The organism is Parashewanella curva, assembly GCF_003675895.1.
GTDB lineage: Bacteria > Pseudomonadota > Gammaproteobacteria > Enterobacterales > Shewanellaceae > Parashewanella > Parashewanella curva.
This window is the reverse complement of sequence record NZ_ML014758.1, coordinates 18967-35864: the sequence shown is the minus strand read 5'-3', so window position 1 is coordinate 35864 and position 16898 is coordinate 18967. Positions and strand designations below refer to the sequence as shown.

The following is a 16898-nucleotide window of genomic DNA, read 5'->3' as shown; positions in this document are numbered from 1 at the left end:
CAGGAGACTAGCGACTTCATTGTTTCGTCAAAAGACGCTGGATACCTGCCTTCGCAGGTATGACGTAAATATTGCAGGTATGACGAATAAGTTATACCGTTAGAAATCTTAGGGTGACGTTGGTTTTCATCTCAAAGCCGCCCACTTGGTCAAAGGGATCTTCACCGGTTACTGCTGGTCCTTGTGTGTGATCCCAAATAACAGATAGGGTTTGCCCTTCGACTTGTAAATCAAATTCAGTTAGCTTGGTTTTGCTGTGGGTTTTTAAGGCGTTGAAATCATCTTTATCCATGCCACTATCTTTAGTGCCTAAAATGACTTTTCGACCGTGATTGATCACCGTTTGCTGAATATGGGGCGCACCATTTAATGAGCGAGTCACATTGGCGGCCACAACGGGTTCGCTGTCCCGATTTAACCAAAGCAACTGCTGCATTTCTGGTTTGATGGTATCGATTACCGTATCTGACACATCACCCTCCTACTGATTTTTGACGTTCAATTTCTTGTAATAGCTCTTGCAAGATGCTGTTTTTGGTTTCTAACTGAAAACGCTGATTCCCTACAACAAGGGTTAATTCTGCTCGTTGTACTGGCGCACTTGAAACAGCTCTAGGTGGTTGATTGATTGTATTGGGGTTACGTGGAGTAAGTTGAACTTTCTGCTGACGTTCTCGCTCTTGATCACGCTTTACTTGTTGCTGCTGACGTTGTTTTTGTTGCTGTTGGTCTTGAGCTTGTTGCCTTTCTAATTCGTCTTTACGGTACTCGTAGATTTTCTTTAAATTTGACTCCGCTCTTTTTAAATCAGCAATGAGGTTTTTATCACCTGTCACCTTAGCGGCTTCGAGTTTAGCGCGAAGCGATGCAAGCTCTTGCTCATATCTTCTTCTTTCAATATCGGCTTGGCGACCTTCAAACTCGTCTAATTCATCTTGAATAGAAGAAACAGTCTCTTTTGCACTCTGCTTCAACTCATTCATTTTATTTTTAGCAGCATCAATAGCATTCGTTAAACGGCTTAGATCTTGATTGTTTAAGATGCTGAAACTTTTAGACGCTTGTTCTGCCCTTTCTATCATTCGAACATTGACATAATCTACGTCTTCAAGATCATTGATAATACCGACCATGCTTTTTTGTTGCTGTAGATACAATCGCTCGGCTTTACCTGCGGCAACTTGCCATTGTCTCGCCATTCTTGAAATAGCAGAGGTGCGAGGGTCTTGTGCTTTTTGAAAGAAATACTCGATGCGTTTATTGACGTTTTTTAACTTTTCATCAAGTTCCTCAACTTGGCTTTTTGCTTTGTAATTGAAAAAGTCATTATTGATGATACTTCTAAAGTATTGTTTCGCTTTTTCACCATATTTCGCAACACGATTGGTGACGTTCTGCAGATAACCAGTAAAGGCAGTCGCAACAGCTTGAACGTTAGCCTGAGTTTCTAAGGCGCTTCTTTTGATGACATCATTGTTCTTTTTAACTTTTACGCCAAGCTTGCCATACTCTTTACCGACCTTTCCGACACTATCTTTTATTTTGTCGTTGTTGTCAGCTTGTCCTTTTTGAACTTCCTTTAACTTAAGCGTTTTTTCAATAATTTGTGACAAGCTTGCCGATAGCTTTAAATTAGCCGCTTCTTCAAATAACTTCTTATCTACGGCTTCATCTGTAGCTGCTGCTACTTGTACCTGCAATTCAGCGTATTTTAAGAACGCTTCATTGAATTGCTCTTGTGTAATTAAATTTTGTTCTAACGCTTGTTTTGCTTTTGTATAGGTATCTTTAGCTGCACTTGCTTGCTCTTTAAGAACACTAATAGTTTTAATGCCCGCCTTTTCCATTGCCAACTCAAGTGCTTTGGCTTCGGATTTTTGAGCGCTCATTGCATCTGTAACAGTTTGAGATGCTTTTTTAATTGACTCTGATGTAGAGTTTGTGGCTTTTTTAATGCGTTGGCTACTGCGTTCACTTTCACCGGCAATCACTTGCCAAGCTTTGCGAATGTCTTCGCCATCTTGTTGAACTTGCTGTTTGTACCCTTCTGAAATGGCTTTTAGCGCACCGACCTGATACTCCATCTTCTTGGCGAGTTCGTCAGCGCCAATCAAGTTTAAAAACTTGGTATAGACTTCACCCATTTTGGCAAACGCAGCGGTGACAACACCTGCCACGGTAGATATTCCAGCGGTGATGCCATTCCAAGCAATGCGAATTGAAGCCGATGTTATACTCAGGGCTTTAGTAAAGGCGGTGATGTTTTCAAGCGTACCTTTTAACGATTCGCCACCGTCTTTGATGATAGCGGAAAAGAAATCACTGATATCTTGTGCGGCTTGTTTGATTTTGCCGTTCTGGTTAAGTTCATCAAACTTGGCGTTTAACTCCTTTAACGCTTCAATAGCAACATCTAGCGCACCTGATTCAGCAATCTTCTCTTGAAAATCTTGCCATTTATTGATGAGTACATTGACTTGACCAGATAAACGGTCAAGGCTTTTTGACGCTTGGCCTTTAGCCTGCCGCCCCATTTCATCAAATAACAATTTAATCGTTTCACGACCTAGCTGACCTTGCTCAGATAACTTTTGCAGTTGAACAACGTTTTTACCTGTAACTTTTTCAAGCAAATCCCAAACAGGTACGCCACGATCAACCAATTGCAAGATTTCTTCACCTTGCAGCTTTTGTTTTGCCCATGCTTGACCGACAGCAAGAATGATCCCTTCGAGCTTTTCCTGACTGCCGCCTAACTTAGTGTTGTAATCCACTAACGATTGTAATGAGCCTTGCATGGGATCAAGACCAAACGCTTTTAACCGAACAAAGGCTTCTTTAATAGTGTCGAGCTTTGAGCCTGTATCATTGGCGAATTCTTTAATCCAAGCGGTAGCCCGTTCACCCTCAGCAATTGACCCCATAGCGGCGGTCATTTGCTCGCGGAAGGCGCGCATTTGGTCGCCAACCGTAAGCACACCTTTTAAACTTTCCCAAAGGCGATCAACCCCAATGTAAGCCCCTGCCATTGCCAACAATGACGAAGTGGCCGAACCAATAGAGCCGTTAAAATCTTTGGCTGATTTGCTGGATTGAGACAACAAGCGATTATGACGAGCGAGTTTTTTATTTACACCCGTTAATGCCGATTCACCAGCGGCTTGTTGTTGTTTTAATTCACGGCTGGCATCAGCCAATTTGCCTGTATCAAACCCAGCTTTGGTGATTTGGTCAGTATAGGTTTTTAGCTTGGATTTATTGCGGTTGATGCTATTACCAAGCTTGGTTAATTCACTGCTGGCCGTTTTGCTTTTAAGCCCTAGTTCGGCTTTGGCTTTCGCTGCTTTATCAACGGCAACATTACTTTCAACCAAAACACGACGTTGCTTGTCTAGCTCTAACGCAAATTGACGAGTGTTGTTTTCGGCTTTGGCTTGGGCAGCGGTTAAGCCTTGCAGATCGGTTTTCGCTTTAGCAAGGGCTTGAGTTTGTGCTTTGCTGGCTTTACCGCCTTTTTCTTGCTCCGCACTTAAACGGGCAATGGCCTGTTCTGCTTGCTTGATTTCGGTTTCGTAACCAGACAACGCGGTTTGAGCTTGCTTGTATTCTTTCTCGATGCCATCAACGGACGCATTGGCTTTCTTTTGCGCAGTTTCTAGGGCTTTGAGATCTTTAGCGGCTTGACGTTGTTCGCTGCGTAATTTATCCAGGGCAACGGAATTATCAAGAAAGGCTTTTTCACTTTTGGTGATGGTGCGGCTTAACTCATCAAACGAGTTAACCGCTTTGTCGAGGTCGCCCAGTTCTTCTAGGCGTTCATTGAGGGTTTCACTTTCGTTTGCCAGTTGTGCCAATGCCTTTTCAGACTTTTTGGCTACCGATGAAAATAAGTCTCGGCCTTTAATGATGAAATTAACAACTTGATCTTTAAACGCCATGGTTCACCTTTAACAAGCACAGGAAAGCAAAATAAAAAGCCCACTGGTTAGAGTGGGCTTGGTTTTTTAAGTCACTGGATTCCCGCCTACGCGGGAATGACAAACTTATAAAACAGGAATAACAATATTGATCAAGTTATTGTGCCGCGCTACGGACAAAGAACTTAGACTTGCCAGCGGCAACAATGCTTTGATCGGCTAACACGCCACCTTCAACATCAAAGGCACCGAAGTCATCACCAATTAAGTCAAGGCCAGAGGTTGGGCTCGGCTTCCACTTAAAGAGTTTAAGTGTCCAACGTTTGCCGGTTGCATCGTTGATACCGTCAATCACCACACGCACTTCTTTACCTGATTCAGATAACGCTTGCAGTGCACTACCTGCAACAGATTTGTAAGAAACTTTAACCTTAGCGCCATCAGCAATACCGCCAGTGCTTAACACACGAATACCAGCTGAGCTCAGTACATAATCAGTGTTTTCAACAAAAGGAGTCGTTGAACCTGACTCTGGCTTAACCGTCACGGTTTGAGCAATGTCAATCATTTTGGCCGTTTCAACCAAAATACCGTGTTTAGTGGTGATAACTTCATCGGTTACTGTGTCCTGAGTTAAGGTTTCTACCTTACCGCGCAAAGCTAACGCCAAGTTTTCGTTTGAGAAGTCGCTTAAGGTCATGGACAACTTAACCGAATTCACCTTAGTTACTTCTGCCACATTACCACCACCACCACGATAGTTAGGTTGTGCTTTGGTTTCTTGTTCAATTTCGATGTTAACGCTTGATGCGTTGCCAACATCACGACCATCGACATAGACAATGCCGTTGCCGATGTAACTCTCGGTTACTGTTTCGCTCATATTCTTTCTCCGAATGAATGAGTATTTTGGATTTCAAGGGTTAACACCGCTAAGCCATGAGTTTCATGACTTTCCGGCATGATGAATTTGCACACATCAACTTCTTTGAATTTGAGGATTTTGTGTTCATCTAGCTGTAACCAGCTGGGGATTAAATTTCTGGTTTCGTCTTTGTAAAAACGCTCTCTGATATCACGAACAACATTGATTAACTCCGCTGTTGGGGTATCGGTCTTATTGACAGCGATGCCAGCAACTATTTGTAATCTGATGGTTTCAAAGCTGAGTTCTTTACCGCTATTGGCTTTTTCATCACTGGTATCTGGTTGAATGAAAATAAACCGATGCGCAGTTGTTCCTTGCTGATAAAAGCCCTCTTTTACCTTGAAGTCTTTAATGCCTTTCAGGCGATCAATGATGTTTTGGATCATGATTAACCTAATCCTTTTCGGTACTTATCACGCAAGTGACGAATGATTTTGGGTTCGATTTCTTCACGCAAGTAACCAAAGCTCGCGGAAACCGATGGACCATATAATGACTTTTGACCTCTTAGGCTTCTCCAAGAGTTATCCCCTTTTTTACGGGAGAAAATCAGCTGGTTACCGTTACGACCAAGCACAGTAAAGGCACCACGAAACAACACAGGTTTATTTCGAGTGACGGCTATCTTGTAGCCGCTGTTGCGTTTCCTTGAGATTTGTTGAGCTTTAGAATGATTAAAGCGAGTTAAGGTACTGGGACGATAACGGGCAAAGATACGACCTTCGAAGCTTTTAGGGTTAAAACTTAAGCCAAAGTTTTGCTCAACATAAGAACGGGACTTAAAACCATATTGATTAAAAATGGCATCAATTGCTAACTTTTCACCGTACTCTGCGGCTGACTTTACCGCTTGAGTAATCGCAGGGGCTTGAGCTTTGCGCATGCGCTGCAGTTCTTGTTGAACTTGAGCGAGTCCCTTTTTCTCTAAATAGCCCACAGCTACACCTCAACATACATAAAGCTGACGCTGTGAGCATCGGCGCTAAACACCTCAGTGAGCTTATACATCGTTCCATCAATCAAAAATCTATCGTCTGATTGAATGCTACCCTCACTTTTGATGAACTCTGCCACCGTATAAGGCGAAGTGACATATTCAACGCTGCGATCACGCGTCGAGGGCGCAATGTTAACGGTGCGGTCAAACTCTTTTCCCTCAACAGGGTAAAACACACAAGGCCGACCATGCTTTTTAATAGCTTGCTCAATCTTGTGGTTTCGCCTTGCTGAAAGGTCAAAGTTTAAGTTAAGCATTGATCTTAACTTCAACCTCTTCAACACCATTGCCAGCCGCTTCCCAAGCATAACCGGCTAACGTGTTACCGCTGTCAGTTGTTGTAATGTTACCGTCTGACTTAAGGTACACTTTTGCACCTTGGGTAATATCATCAGCCGCCACTTTAGGCAGTTTATACACGCCATCAGTGTGGCCAACACCAGGTACATTAGCGGAAAAGTCACCCACTGACACAGCAATGACACTACCAAGGGCAATCGCATCACCGCTTTTTGTTGCCGCACTGCGGCTAAAGCTGATGGTGTCACCAGCCTGAACATAATTTTTCATGCTTCTATTCCTATGTTTAAGGATTTGAATTCAGATAACAAAAAAGGCACCCGATTGAGTGCCTTTGATTGTATTTGGCTGGATTATTTACCAGTAGACTTCACTAAACCACGGAAATCTAGTGCTGCAACACCTGCGTCCATACGGACCTTGGTTGATACACCATCAACATTGAACCCTTCTTGCTGCTCAATGTATGGCGTATCGATACCATCAAGGTATGCCACTTCGATAGTGTCAGTTCCTTGAGCTGCTGACAAGTAGTAGGCATCTTTAGCTGCTTTAAGTCTTGCTTCAGAAATCACCGTGGCGAAGTCTTGAACAGGGTTGTAAATTCCGCTGTTCGCATCCGCCCCTTTGACAGAAGATGACTTAATGATTTGCGTTGCTAAGCGCTTTTTACTTGGGTGACAGATTAGGAACTCAGGCATGATATTAAGATCTCGACCATCTTCACCATGCCCTGTTTGAGTTTCCATTAACTCAGCCGCGATACCATAGTTTTCAACACTATGTTCACCTGATGTCAGGTTATTATGGTCTGCATGGAACAATGGTTTACCATCTACCCATTTTGCATTACCAGTTAAAAGCTCATAAACAAGATCTGCAATGGTTGCTTTCGCTGCGGCACCCATTTTCATAGGGATATCTTTCAGCATATTGAGGTCATCATTAATGATGGCCTGACGAGTAATAGAGAACAACTTACCGTATGACGCTAGGGTAATGTTTGCGCCATGATCTCCAATTGTTCCGTAAGTGTACTCTGCACCTTCAGGAACTTCTGGTAAAGATGAGAATTCACCTAAACCAACTCGACGCGTTGGTTTAAAGTCACTTAGCTCACCTTTTTTAGTCCACAACTCAAAGGTTTCATTTGCCTTTTCCCATCCCATCAATACCGATTTGTTTGCCACATCTAACAAGATTTGACCGAAATCAGAAGATGAATGAGTAAATGCCTTACCGACCATTTCCATCTTATTCATGCCATGGCTAGAAATACCACGCTCAGTTAATGAAGCTCTAGCCATTTCCATTAGGTTAAAGCTACTAAACTGGTTGTCTTTTTCAGCTTTCTGGTGACCAGCACGCGTTAATAAATGAGCGCGGATAGAATCACCGACTAAGTTGCCGTTACCAGCATGAATGATGGTGCTTTGTGGTTGTGATGCTGCAGGGGCTGCACCTTCACCTAACTTAGCTAAGATCTTATCTTTCGCTGCGGCTGCATCAATATCAGCATTCGCAATACATTCGTTTTTAAGTTCGGTTAAGTTGTCGAACCCTTTAAACGCAGCGTTGATGCCATCAATGCGCTGTTTGTTTGCCGCTGCAATTTGCTCATGCGTTGGTTGAACCGTTGCTGCAGGAGCTGCAGGTGCTGGTTGTGGATCTGCAACGTTACCTTGAGGGTTAGCTGCAGGCGGATTGTTTACAGGCGCATTACCTTGCGGTGCAAACAGATTTTTCAGTGCTTCAGGCATATTTTCAAAGTCCTTCAGTCGTTTTGAGTTAAGTGCCGCAGCCATTTGCAGCGGTTCGGAAAGAGTATCGGCAAAGCCTTTTTCAACGGCTTCGCTACCTGTTAGCCATGTTTCCTCGGCTAATAGGCTTTGTAATTCGGTTTCGTCCATGCCCGTTTTGGTTTGGTAAGCACTGATCAGTGTGCTTTCCACCTTATCTAGCAAGTCAGCGTATTTACGCATTTCATCAGCATCACCAATGGTGCCGCCCCATGGTTTATGCACCATCATCATGGCGTTGGCTGGCATGATGACTTCATCAAAGGCCATGGCAATCACCGATGCCATTGATGCGGCTAGGCCGTCAATGTGACAAACCTTATGCGCTGGGTGACCTTTTAACAGGTTGTAAATCGCCATACCTTCAAACACATCACCACCTGGGGAATGAATACGGGCGGTGATTTGGGTAACTTTGCCAAGATTGCTGAGTTCACGAGCAAACTGTTGGGCACTGATGCCCCAACCGCCGATTTCGTCATAAATCATTAGCTCAACGTTGCCACCTTGGTTTTTAAGCTGGTACCAGCTTTTTTTAGGGGCTGATTCGTTGTTAATGCTGGCTTGAGGTGAAAACAACATGCCACTGGCACACGCCACCGCTAATAAGCTTTTCTTACTCATTCGAGTCTCCATTTTGTAATTCGGGGTCGTTTTGTGTGACCAGCCCGTTTTCGCGGTTGTAATCTACTTCGCGCTTACGCTGCTTTTTCACTTCATTCGGGTTTTTGCCACGCGCTCTTATCCACTCTGTTTCCGATGCTGCATTGCCTTTAATTTGGCGTTCCCATGATTTGGATTCTTTATCAGGGTCAATCCATGGCATAGTTGGACCAAAGTAAACGGCATCGAATAAGGTATCGATGTCGAGTTCTGGCGGTAAAATTAACGGGTTAATTTTGTTGAGTTGTTCCATTTGCAACCATTTACGGAATACAGGACGCACCCAACCAGCGGTAAACCATTGCTGCATAATTTGGTTTGATTCATCTTGCTCAACCAACTCTTGGCGTTGGCTTGAATAGCTGCCGTTGTAATCACGCGCAATGGGTGAGTAACCTGTGCGGCTACCTGCGGAAACGGCTTTTAATTGCCCTTGGCGAAATTCGGTTAAGTGGGTGTTTGGTCGTTTGCTTTCTACCGTGTCAATGTCTTCACCCGGTTGTAATGTGGTAGTCATGCCCGGCTGAAAATTAATGCTGGTATCGTCTGAACCTTCTTTTGCTTGCCAATCATCAGCTCCACCTCTACGAATAACAAAGGCTAAGGCGGCACTGATACGAGCGGCCACTCGTTCTGACTCTTCATATTCTTTAATATCTGCAAGGCGAGTGATGATGCCGTGAAATAAGCTAATGCCCCGTAATTGGTGCAAGCGTTTAAACACACCAAGATGGAGCATGTTTTCAGCGCGGATTTTCTTGGTTTTATGACGAAACCCCACCACATCGGCAGGATGATCCAGTAACACATGGTAATGCGTCACTTGTCGCCAAGCGTTCGTTTCTAATCCTTGACGAATACCTTTTGAGGGCTCGTTGAGTTCAAAAGGGATAAAGTCAGGCTCTAACGCTTCAATACTGTATGGCGTACCTTGTGGGTTCGGGTGTTTGAATTTAGCAATGCGCCCCATGACATGCTGACCAAAGCCCTCACCATCACGTAATGCGGTGCGTAACACTAGGCGCTCTAATTCAGGGCGAGTGTAACGGCCTGTTACCTCTGGGTTTAGTGACCAATTAGCAAAACGGCGTTGAATGTCGTTAGCTAAGTTACTCAGTATTTCGCCATTATGGTCTTTGGGCTGTGGCTCAATGACAATGCCATTGGCACCTACGATTCGAGCTTCAAGGTGATCAAGTATGCCAATGCTGATATCGTGATTTTCATCTAACCAACGGGCTTGTTCACGTAGGCTCTTACCTGCGGCAAATACCGCTTGATTTGCGCCACGGCTTTCACGATTGGCTTTATGGGTTCGGCTTTTCTTTGCGGCTTCATAACCTTTTATAGTTTCGTAGCCGTTACGTGCGACTTCTCGCTTTAATGCCCATGAAGGTGAAATAAAAGCAATTGCGTTATTAAGTAAGCTCATGGATCACCTAGTTAAAATGTGGCTAAGCTAAAACCTGAATTTTTTGATTGAGTGGCGGCTAGTTTTCGTTCCCACTCGATTCGGCCTTTACGAATTTCGGGTAAATCCTCACTGGTCATTTTCTTACCGTTAACCTCGGTGGTTTTACCTGCCAACACGTCAATTTCAGCTTGCAGGTAAACCTCAAGCATTTTTTTCTTTTGTTCAGTTGTGAGCATTTATAACCAGCCTTCGTTACTGACGTTGTTGAGCCATTGGTTTGATGGTTTGGGTTGTACTGTTTGAGCCTGCTTGGGGGTTGGCTCGTTGTTGTTTTCGGGTTCGCTTACTTGCAATTGGGTTGTTGGTAGCTGCTTGGTTAGCTGCTCAAGATCAACACCAAAACGTTGCTGTGCAATGTGAAGCGCAGCAACGGCATAGACAAAACAATCTAAGGCTTCGTTTCTGCGTTTTTGGTTATCCCAGCGGTATACAGTGCGACCATTACGGGTAACGGGTATTTTCCGCTCTGATGTCAGCTGTTGCAGTTCTTCGTCATCACAAATGTCACTATTAAGTGGCAAATGCACTGCTCCCGATTTACGCACATTGACATCAGGCTCGATGCGAAACATCGACATGATCAACTCTTTGGCGTTATCGGTACCGACTTCAGTTAAATAAACTCTGGCCCTGTTTTTCTTTTTCGGGAAATTGGCGATAGGTTTGCCGTAAACAGGTGCACCACGAATCGGTATCACTTTCATCACACCCAATTTACGAGACATGCTGTAAACCGTGTCAGTGTAGTGACCACCGGAATCCCAACAGGTTAAGCCGACATTCATGATGATGCCGTCTACTCTGGTGTAACTTTTACTTAGCCGTTCTGCGACCTTTGACAGTAAAATCTCATTGGCTGGATCACCATTGAGAATAAACCTATCAATCAGCGCACATTCTTTACCTGCGCCCCAGCCCCATATCCGTCCTTCGTAGCGGTCATCTTGGGTATCTACGCCAGCGGTGAGATAGACCACCCATTCAGGAATGTCGGCCTGATACATTTCTTTGCGTCTGCCAAGCTCTTCCCAATCAAGCTTTTCACCTGTGTCATCGTCCCAAGGTTGTCCCAATTTGGTGTTAACAAAGGTTTGCAGCTTTTCGCGATCATCTTTGGCTTTGTAAAACTCACCGGCTAACTTATGCCATGAGTTAAGCGGGTTATACCCTGACCAAATATGAATACTGACGCTTTCAGGCGTTGGACATGGTTGACCATCTTTATCAAAGAACTCAATAAAAGAGGTTTTCTTATCACCCACTGAGGTATACATACCTGTGTGAGCGCAGATCCATTTGGCATCGGGATGCCAACCCATGTCATCTAATTCATTGTTTTGAATTAAGCAGCCGTTATGCTCACAGGCATATTCAGCGGTTTTGGGGTCATTGTTGATCCACTTAATGCCAAAGGGCTCATCTTTACCGCCCCACTTTAGGGTTTGCAGTTCTCCGCAATGTGGGCAAGGTAAGTGCAGTTCAAAGTAATGAGAACTGTCATTACAAGCTTTTTCTATTTGGCAGCTGCCTAGGTTCTTTGGGGTTGAACCTCGTATTGATTTCGGAAACACCGAAAGCTCGATACGGGTATCACCCAATGAGGTGGCGTTACCCTCGCGCTCGATGGATTCATCAAACGCGGCTAATTCGTCATAGATAACATCATCGGTGGATATTTCACGGTAGTTTGCGGCCGCTGTACCACCACGCACCATTAAGGTTTTACCGTTGGTGAAGACTTTATCTTCTAAGGTGTTATCTTTGTGCTTTTTGCCCATCCAAGGAGCAAGCTTGCGCCAAATAGGCATGTCACGTATGGCGGTTTCGACATGCTTTTTCATAAAGCTTTTGGCTGCGCCATCTTTGGGTTGATAGATCAACACATTGCGCTTTTTATGCTCGACTTTATAACCGCCGTTTGCCATGAGCATTTTGGTGTAACCCACACGCGCGGATTTTTTACAGTTAAAAATCCTTATTTGGTCGTTACCCATGGCATTAAGGATGCCGACCTGAAAAAACAAACTTTCCCACCGTCCCTCTGAATACGATGATTCTGAGGACATATAGAAATGCGAGTCGGCATACTCTGCACAGGTCAATACGGGTGGTCGATAAAAACCACGCAGCCCTGCTTGAATGGCGGCTTTTAAATTACTGATCTGCGCTGGCGAGATATTCATCTAATAAGCTCTCAACGCTTTCAGCCAGTTCCGACACCACATTCATACTTTTAATGACTTCACTTTTGATGAAATCAAGCATGTATTCTTCTAGCTGTGGATATTTCCGCTTAAGTCTTAGCGGTATTTGGTCAAGTTGTGGCGCAACTTGAGCCGCCATTTTAGACAGCACAAAGGTGTTGAAACTGACATCAACCACCTCTTTTCGTTCTTTTTCGTTTTTTAGCTCTTGCCCATCGGCTTGCGCTTTGGTTAGGCGAAACCGTTGGTAATCTATGGTTAATTCTTTGTCAGGATCTTCACCTTCCATCGGTTTGTGCTTGTCGCGTTCATTGCCAACACGATTCGCCACCACATCAGCCACACTGTATAAAGATTGACGGCCTTGTTTTTTGTATGGCTTAACGCCCCATTTATCAAAAGCCGTGGTACTGATGGCTAAACTTTTACACAGATCCGTTTTGTTAAGCAGTAGAGGTTCGCTCTGTTCTGTCTTAACTCGCGGCATGTGTTAACTCTGTTCGAATTGCTCCAATTCGGCTTGTTTGAGTTGTTTCTCAAGTTCGTGGAGCTCGATTTCTCGTTTGTTTTGTTTGGCTTTGTATACCCAATTAATGATAAAGGTACCGATAGCTGACAAGATACCGATGGCTAACGCCGCTTCATTCACTGACAAAAAACCACCTGCTGCGGTGATACCGCTTGCGCTGTATGCTGTTGTTGTTATGCCTTTTTGCACACTTGGATCATTGAGCATTCGTTTTGCTCTCCCGCCAGTTTTTGAGTCTTTGCCAATCGGCATTACATTTTTCAAGTTCACTGACCAACTCTATGCCATAACTGAGTAAATCAGCATTGCTGAATGGTAAGCTAACTGGAACGGGGGGAATTCGGCACTGGCTGATCATCTCTTCGGGAGCCAATACAGTTTGAATTTCTTTTTTGATTACCGTTCGCACAATTGGCGGCTTGCTTGAGCAAGCGCAAAGCATCATCAGGCACATCAGCAACAGACCAAGCGCGAACGGTTTCATTTTGGGAAGTCCTCAGTTTTGCAATCAGTCTATTTTGCTGATTGAGCGTGCTTTGTATTCGGTGTTTTTCAGCTTGGTTTTGCAGATTCAATTTAGATATGCGCTTTCCTTCCGCAATCAGCTGTTGCTTTTCATGTTCTATCAATTCGTAATCATGGGTTAACTTATCTAAATCACTTTGAAGCACATGCTTTTCGACCGTCAAGGTTTGCACTTCTGCGGTTTTGGCTTCTAATGCGGATTTGGTGACGGTTAAGGACAAACCTAAACCAACTAAAACAATAATTAAGGCGGCAATCACATATACGTGAAAGGTACCCGTTGCGCTAAAGAGTCGCTGAAACATGGTTTAAATCCCTCATACACAGTTTTCGTTCGTTTTCTCGCCTGATGATCAGGCCATTTAATTTGATACCACTGGCATACACCCAACGGGGCAATTCGTTACAAGCACCAACACGATCATCGTTATGTAATTTTTTTCGAAGTGTTGAGTCTCTGAAATTACCGCTGCCAACGTTGTAAATAAAACTCAAGTAAGCCGCATGCTCACCTTTGGACAATTCAACGCCTTTGGTAAGATTTAATAATTCTTGATTGAAGCTTTCGAGATCATTGGCAAGTTGAGATAAACATTCTTGCTCTGAAAAGAATTGCCCATGCTGCAGTTCGTCACCCGTATGACCATAGCAACTGGTGAGTATTCCAATCGGGTCCACATAAACACCTGGAACATAACCTTCGTGATCGGCAATAAAACCACCACTGACCGCAACAATGGCAGAGAAACCGATCGCCGCTAATTTTTGTGATAGCTTCATTCGTTCCCTCTATAAAATTAATGGCCTTAGCGCGGCCAACGATCAGATCACCCACAAGGAGGAAAGGGCTCTGATTGCTGCGGTTATTAGTGTGTTTCTACGTCTTAGGCAGATTGGTATCCTAAGCCACACCATCCCCCACCATCAGCTAGGGTCTCTAGGATTGCTGCTACGCTTTTTAATACGATAACTGCGCCAGAGTCATTTCAAACTCAACGCCGTTTTGATATACGATTTCAAGATCAAGTTTCTCAGCCAGTGTTTTTTCACTTCTGGCTCCTTTGGATTGCTCCCAACCGTCAAGCAGATAAATCTCGTCAGCGCATTGAAGCATAGACAAGCAAATTTGCATGTATTCAGGTTCGGTTAACCCAATAGGAAGTGAAGCAGGGTTGAGAATAATGATATTGTCACTGCGAAGAAACTCGGCAGCGGCATGAAAAATAAAACGGTTGTTCCCCTCAATGCCCGACATTGGACCTGCAATATAGATTTTCTTTTTTCTCATATTACGTCCAAAAAAAATCCCTCACTTGGAGGGCAGAACATGGGAGATACAATGTATTTCAACTGTAGCTAATTAAAGACTATTTTCGTCTTTAAAAATACGTTAAAAAAAGGGTAAAAAAGGGGCGTTTTATTCCCTTTTGTCAAATTTCATAAAATTATTAACACTTAACTGTTAATTTTTCCATGAATTCAACAGGGTAAACAAACTCATTTCGATAAATTTAAAATATAGCCATGAAAGTTGGTGTATTCAGATAGGGAAAATACGTTGAAAAAATTGAGGGTTGCTTTTTTCGTTTTTTTGTCAAAAATAATATTTTTGTTTTCGGCTGGGGTAGGTATTGATCACATTGAGCGAGAAAAGGCTGAGTTATTTTCCAATAACAACAACTCAACCTCAAAAATTTTCGTAAAAAGTGAACCTCCGCGCCTCTCCGCCCCCGCAATGAAGGCGGCTAAAAGTACCTTTTTAGTTTAAATGGTAATGGCTCAATGCGACTGAAACTGTAGTAACGCCTATTGTTTAACAGTCTATCAAATGCTTCTTTACTGGTTTCATCAAGCGTCATTGATATCTTAATTGGTTTGGGCGTTCGAAAGGCTTGCGCTTTTTCTTTGGCTATACCCATACTGATACCTTTACACTCACCTATTTCAATACCACCTATCACCAAGGTGGCGTTTGATGCTTCAATCTTCATTGCTATCAATCTCTATTCTGCAAAAAGGATAGCCTGACATCTCTTCTTCCTTCTCTTTGGCTTTCGAATAGCTCATGGGGTTACTGATGTATTTACAATTTTCTACTGAACCATGCTCACTGTCTTCATACTTACCAGCGACGACGATATAGATATCATTATTAACCTTTGACTCACTGCAGTATTTATTTCCTAAGTCGAAGTCATCACCACACTTGATACATTTTTCAATATAATCATCCCATTCATGCCAAGCTTCTGATTTAATTCCCATTACTATCACCCTCAATCAATACCGCCTTGGCTTCAATAAAGCCTGCAGTCATCATCTCAGCGGCTTCTTTTGAATTCTCTATCACACTATCCGCACAGACTCTTAGGATTTTGTCGCATTGCTCAGCCGTAAGTTTTATTGTGACCTTGCCTTGTTTATTACTGAATTCAGCAGAACCAATCATCTTGCCTTCATCTTTACCAAAGCTTCTTCGAGTTAGCCTTAAGTCTTGTAGTAACATATCAATCACCTTTTACCGTTCCGATAAAGCCTAAGCGTTTTCTTAACATTTCATTTTCAGATACAGGCTTCGCAATTTGAAAGACTCTACGCTTACTCTCATTAGCTTTAAGTTCTTTAGCCATATTTTTCATGTCAGATTCAACACTTTCACACGCTTTTAAGTATCTTTTTTCAATGTAATCATGGGTAAAATAAACCTCTCTGTGTTGTGGGAAATCAAAGCGGATATTGGATTCAGCAACGAAACGAACAGTGATATCCAATTCCCTTTCAACACATAGCTGTTGAAAACGTCTTCGATTCCATCGGGCTTCTTCTTCTGAACTACAAATAACAAGATCACCATCTTGCAAAGCATTTAACATTGCCGTTGTGCGCCCTGTTCTAGCTTGACCCAAGAACAACATCTTCAAGCCAGCAGCAACCAATGACCCGATTTTATAAATATCCATCTTACTCTCCTAGTAGTGCCAGCTCGGCACGCTTTAACCAAAATAAAAACGACTTCTTTTCTTTAAACAAACCTTGCCAATGACCGCCACATTGATATTGAACACGGATGGCCTTACGACAATCAACACTTAAACGATTCACCAGGCGATCAACCGCTTGCACTTCTCTTGGCATTTCATGCTCGAAGGTATTACCACCATTGTGCATAATGGGTTCTTTCAAACGGTCACACGCAGAACGGGACGGGAAGCCCTGCCCAAACTCACGCTTAAGACTGTAATTTCCCCACAGTCTTAACTCTGAACGTAGTTTTTTAATGGTCCTGAATTCAGGATGCATACACCGTCACCTCATTAATCTTTTCAACTGGCAAACGAAACACATCATCACAGATAGCAACCAACGCATCGTAAGGCACTGCGGTTTCGCCTTTCTCCCATTTTCGGTAAGTCTTTACATGAACGCCGTAACTATCAGCCACATCTTGCTGAGTAATACCTCGGATCCTGCGTCCAATTTTCAACAAATCACATCCACGACTTGCCATAAATTACCTCTTCAAAAACCCCAAAATCATCAAATTGCATCCTCTTATAAGAAT

Annotated in this window: 22 protein-coding genes; all 22 read right to left on the bottom strand. The window is 43.4% G+C overall.

Annotated elements, in window-relative coordinates:
- Positions 1-91: 91 nt before the first annotated feature.
- The 22 genes from D5018_RS03965 to D5018_RS03860 all read right to left on the bottom strand — a co-directional run bounded on the left by D5018_RS03965 (position 92) and on the right by D5018_RS03860 (position 16844).
- Positions 92-472 carry a hypothetical protein gene (locus D5018_RS03965; protein ID WP_243637375.1) on the bottom strand — a complete coding sequence of 127 codons (381 nt, stop codon included), beginning with the start codon at positions 470-472 and terminating at the stop codon, positions 92-94.
- A 1-nt stretch (position 473) separates the two neighbouring features.
- Positions 474-3938 (bottom strand): tape measure protein, encoded by a 3465-nt coding sequence (locus tag D5018_RS03960; protein WP_121837706.1) that lies wholly within the window; start codon positions 3936-3938, stop codon positions 474-476.
- Between the two features lie 136 nt (positions 3939-4074).
- Positions 4075-4800, bottom strand: coding sequence for a phage tail tube protein (locus D5018_RS03955; RefSeq protein WP_121837705.1), 726 nt, complete (start codon positions 4798-4800; stop codon positions 4075-4077).
- Positions 4797-5231, bottom strand: coding sequence for a hypothetical protein (locus D5018_RS03950; RefSeq protein ID WP_121837704.1), 435 nt, complete (start codon positions 5229-5231; stop codon positions 4797-4799). The genes D5018_RS03955 and D5018_RS03950 overlap by 4 nt, the downstream gene beginning before the upstream one ends.
- A gap of 2 nt (positions 5232-5233) precedes the next feature.
- Positions 5234-5782: a hypothetical protein gene (locus D5018_RS03945; protein WP_121837703.1), complete on the bottom strand. Its 549-nt coding sequence runs from the start codon at positions 5780-5782 to the stop codon at positions 5234-5236.
- Positions 5783-5784: 2 nt separating this feature from the next.
- Positions 5785-6099 carry a hypothetical protein gene (locus tag D5018_RS03940; protein WP_121837700.1) on the bottom strand — a complete coding sequence of 105 codons (315 nt, stop codon included), beginning with the start codon at positions 6097-6099 and terminating at the stop codon, positions 5785-5787.
- Positions 6092-6412, bottom strand: coding sequence for a DUF2190 family protein (locus tag D5018_RS03935; protein WP_121837698.1), 321 nt, complete (start codon positions 6410-6412; stop codon positions 6092-6094). Before D5018_RS03935 ends, D5018_RS03940 begins: the two co-directional genes overlap by 8 nt.
- Positions 6413-6495: 83 nt before the next feature.
- Positions 6496-8565, bottom strand: a complete 2070-nt coding sequence (locus D5018_RS03930; protein WP_243637374.1) for a ClpP-like prohead protease/major capsid protein fusion protein — start codon at positions 8563-8565, stop codon at positions 6496-6498.
- Positions 8558-10036, bottom strand: a complete 1479-nt coding sequence (locus D5018_RS03925) for a phage portal protein (RefSeq protein ID WP_121837696.1) — start codon at positions 10034-10036, stop codon at positions 8558-8560. Before D5018_RS03925 ends, D5018_RS03930 begins: the two co-directional genes overlap by 8 nt.
- A gap of 11 nt (positions 10037-10047) precedes the next feature.
- The gene (locus tag D5018_RS03920) at positions 10048-10254 is read right to left on the bottom strand and encodes a hypothetical protein (RefSeq protein ID WP_121837694.1); all 207 of its coding nucleotides are present in this window, start codon (positions 10252-10254) and stop codon (positions 10048-10050) included.
- Positions 10255-12261: a phage terminase large subunit family protein gene (locus D5018_RS03915; RefSeq protein WP_121837692.1), complete on the bottom strand. Its 2007-nt coding sequence runs from the start codon at positions 12259-12261 to the stop codon at positions 10255-10257. It lies immediately after the preceding gene.
- The gene (locus D5018_RS03910; RefSeq protein WP_121837690.1) at positions 12233-12769 is read right to left on the bottom strand and encodes a terminase small subunit; all 537 of its coding nucleotides are present in this window, start codon (positions 12767-12769) and stop codon (positions 12233-12235) included. Before D5018_RS03910 ends, D5018_RS03915 begins: the two co-directional genes overlap by 29 nt.
- 3 nt (positions 12770-12772) lie before the next feature.
- The gene (locus D5018_RS03905) at positions 12773-13081 is read right to left on the bottom strand and encodes a holin (RefSeq protein ID WP_207819212.1); all 309 of its coding nucleotides are present in this window, start codon (positions 13079-13081) and stop codon (positions 12773-12775) included.
- Entirely contained in the window at positions 13008-13253 is a 246-nt protein-coding gene (gene lysC, locus D5018_RS22365; protein ID WP_416351527.1) for an Rz1-like lysis system protein LysC, read from the bottom strand. The genes D5018_RS03905 and lysC overlap by 74 nt, the downstream gene beginning before the upstream one ends.
- Positions 13254-13621: 368 nt before the next feature.
- On the bottom strand, positions 13622-14116 hold the full coding sequence (locus tag D5018_RS03895) for a lysozyme (RefSeq protein ID WP_121837687.1): 495 nt from the start codon (positions 14114-14116) through the stop codon (positions 13622-13624).
- 178 nt (positions 14117-14294) lie between these two features.
- Complete coding sequence (locus D5018_RS03890; RefSeq protein ID WP_121837685.1) at positions 14295-14624, bottom strand: DUF4406 domain-containing protein; 330 nt, start codon at positions 14622-14624, stop codon at positions 14295-14297.
- Between the two features lie 457 nt (positions 14625-15081).
- Positions 15082-15327: a hypothetical protein gene (locus D5018_RS03885; RefSeq protein WP_121837684.1), complete on the bottom strand. Its 246-nt coding sequence runs from the start codon at positions 15325-15327 to the stop codon at positions 15082-15084.
- The gene (locus tag D5018_RS03880) at positions 15317-15601 is read right to left on the bottom strand and encodes a hypothetical protein (protein WP_121837683.1); all 285 of its coding nucleotides are present in this window, start codon (positions 15599-15601) and stop codon (positions 15317-15319) included. The genes D5018_RS03885 and D5018_RS03880 overlap by 11 nt, the downstream gene beginning before the upstream one ends.
- The gene (locus tag D5018_RS03875) at positions 15591-15842 is read right to left on the bottom strand and encodes a hypothetical protein (RefSeq protein WP_121837681.1); all 252 of its coding nucleotides are present in this window, start codon (positions 15840-15842) and stop codon (positions 15591-15593) included. Before D5018_RS03875 ends, D5018_RS03880 begins: the two co-directional genes overlap by 11 nt.
- Position 15843: 1 nt before the next feature.
- Positions 15844-16296 (bottom strand): hypothetical protein, encoded by a 453-nt coding sequence (locus D5018_RS03870; RefSeq protein WP_121837680.1) that lies wholly within the window; start codon positions 16294-16296, stop codon positions 15844-15846.
- A 1-nt stretch (position 16297) separates the two neighbouring features.
- Positions 16298-16636, bottom strand: a complete 339-nt coding sequence (locus tag D5018_RS03865; protein WP_121837678.1) for a hypothetical protein — start codon at positions 16634-16636, stop codon at positions 16298-16300.
- On the bottom strand, positions 16626-16844 hold the full coding sequence (locus tag D5018_RS03860; RefSeq protein ID WP_121837677.1) for a helix-turn-helix domain-containing protein: 219 nt from the start codon (positions 16842-16844) through the stop codon (positions 16626-16628). Before D5018_RS03860 ends, D5018_RS03865 begins: the two co-directional genes overlap by 11 nt.
- Positions 16845-16898: the final 54 nt, after the last annotated feature.

Coding starts and splice junctions, on each gene's coding strand:
- D5018_RS03870 (WP_121837680.1), bottom strand. CDS start 16,296: ATGGATATTTATAAAATCGGGTCATTGGTTGCTGCTGGCTTGAAGATG.
- D5018_RS03860 (WP_121837677.1), bottom strand. CDS start 16,844: ATGGCAAGTCGTGGATGTGATTTGTTGAAAATTGGACGCAGGATCCGA.
- D5018_RS03950 (WP_121837704.1), bottom strand. CDS start 5,231: ATGATCCAAAACATCATTGATCGCCTGAAAGGCATTAAAGACTTCAAG.
- D5018_RS03935 (WP_121837698.1), bottom strand. CDS start 6,412: ATGAAAAATTATGTTCAGGCTGGTGACACCATCAGCTTTAGCCGCAGT.
- D5018_RS03915 (WP_121837692.1), bottom strand. CDS start 12,261: ATGAATATCTCGCCAGCGCAGATCAGTAATTTAAAAGCCGCCATTCAA.
- D5018_RS03920 (WP_121837694.1), bottom strand. CDS start 10,254: ATGCTCACAACTGAACAAAAGAAAAAAATGCTTGAGGTTTACCTGCAA.
- D5018_RS03880 (WP_121837683.1), bottom strand. CDS start 15,601: ATGGGAATTAAATCAGAAGCTTGGCATGAATGGGATGATTATATTGAA.
- D5018_RS03910 (WP_121837690.1), bottom strand. CDS start 12,769: ATGCCGCGAGTTAAGACAGAACAGAGCGAACCTCTACTGCTTAACAAA.
- D5018_RS03925 (WP_121837696.1), bottom strand. CDS start 10,036: ATGAGCTTACTTAATAACGCAATTGCTTTTATTTCACCTTCATGGGCA.
- D5018_RS03960 (WP_121837706.1), bottom strand. CDS start 3,938: ATGGCGTTTAAAGATCAAGTTGTTAATTTCATCATTAAAGGCCGAGAC.
- D5018_RS03890 (WP_121837685.1), bottom strand. CDS start 14,624: ATGAGAAAAAAGAAAATCTATATTGCAGGTCCAATGTCGGGCATTGAG.
- D5018_RS03940 (WP_121837700.1), bottom strand. CDS start 6,099: ATGCTTAACTTAAACTTTGACCTTTCAGCAAGGCGAAACCACAAGATT.
- D5018_RS03930 (WP_243637374.1), bottom strand. CDS start 8,565: ATGAGTAAGAAAAGCTTATTAGCGGTGGCGTGTGCCAGTGGCATGTTG.
- D5018_RS03875 (WP_121837681.1), bottom strand. CDS start 15,842: ATGTTACTACAAGACTTAAGGCTAACTCGAAGAAGCTTTGGTAAAGAT.
- D5018_RS03895 (WP_121837687.1), bottom strand. CDS start 14,116: ATGAAGCTATCACAAAAATTAGCGGCGATCGGTTTCTCTGCCATTGTT.
- D5018_RS03955 (WP_121837705.1), bottom strand. CDS start 4,800: ATGAGCGAAACAGTAACCGAGAGTTACATCGGCAACGGCATTGTCTAT.
- D5018_RS03865 (WP_121837678.1), bottom strand. CDS start 16,636: ATGCATCCTGAATTCAGGACCATTAAAAAACTACGTTCAGAGTTAAGA.
- lysC (WP_416351527.1), bottom strand. CDS start 13,253: ATGCTTTGCGCTTGCTCAAGCAAGCCGCCAATTGTGCGAACGGTAATC.
- D5018_RS03885 (WP_121837684.1), bottom strand. CDS start 15,327: ATGAAGATTGAAGCATCAAACGCCACCTTGGTGATAGGTGGTATTGAA.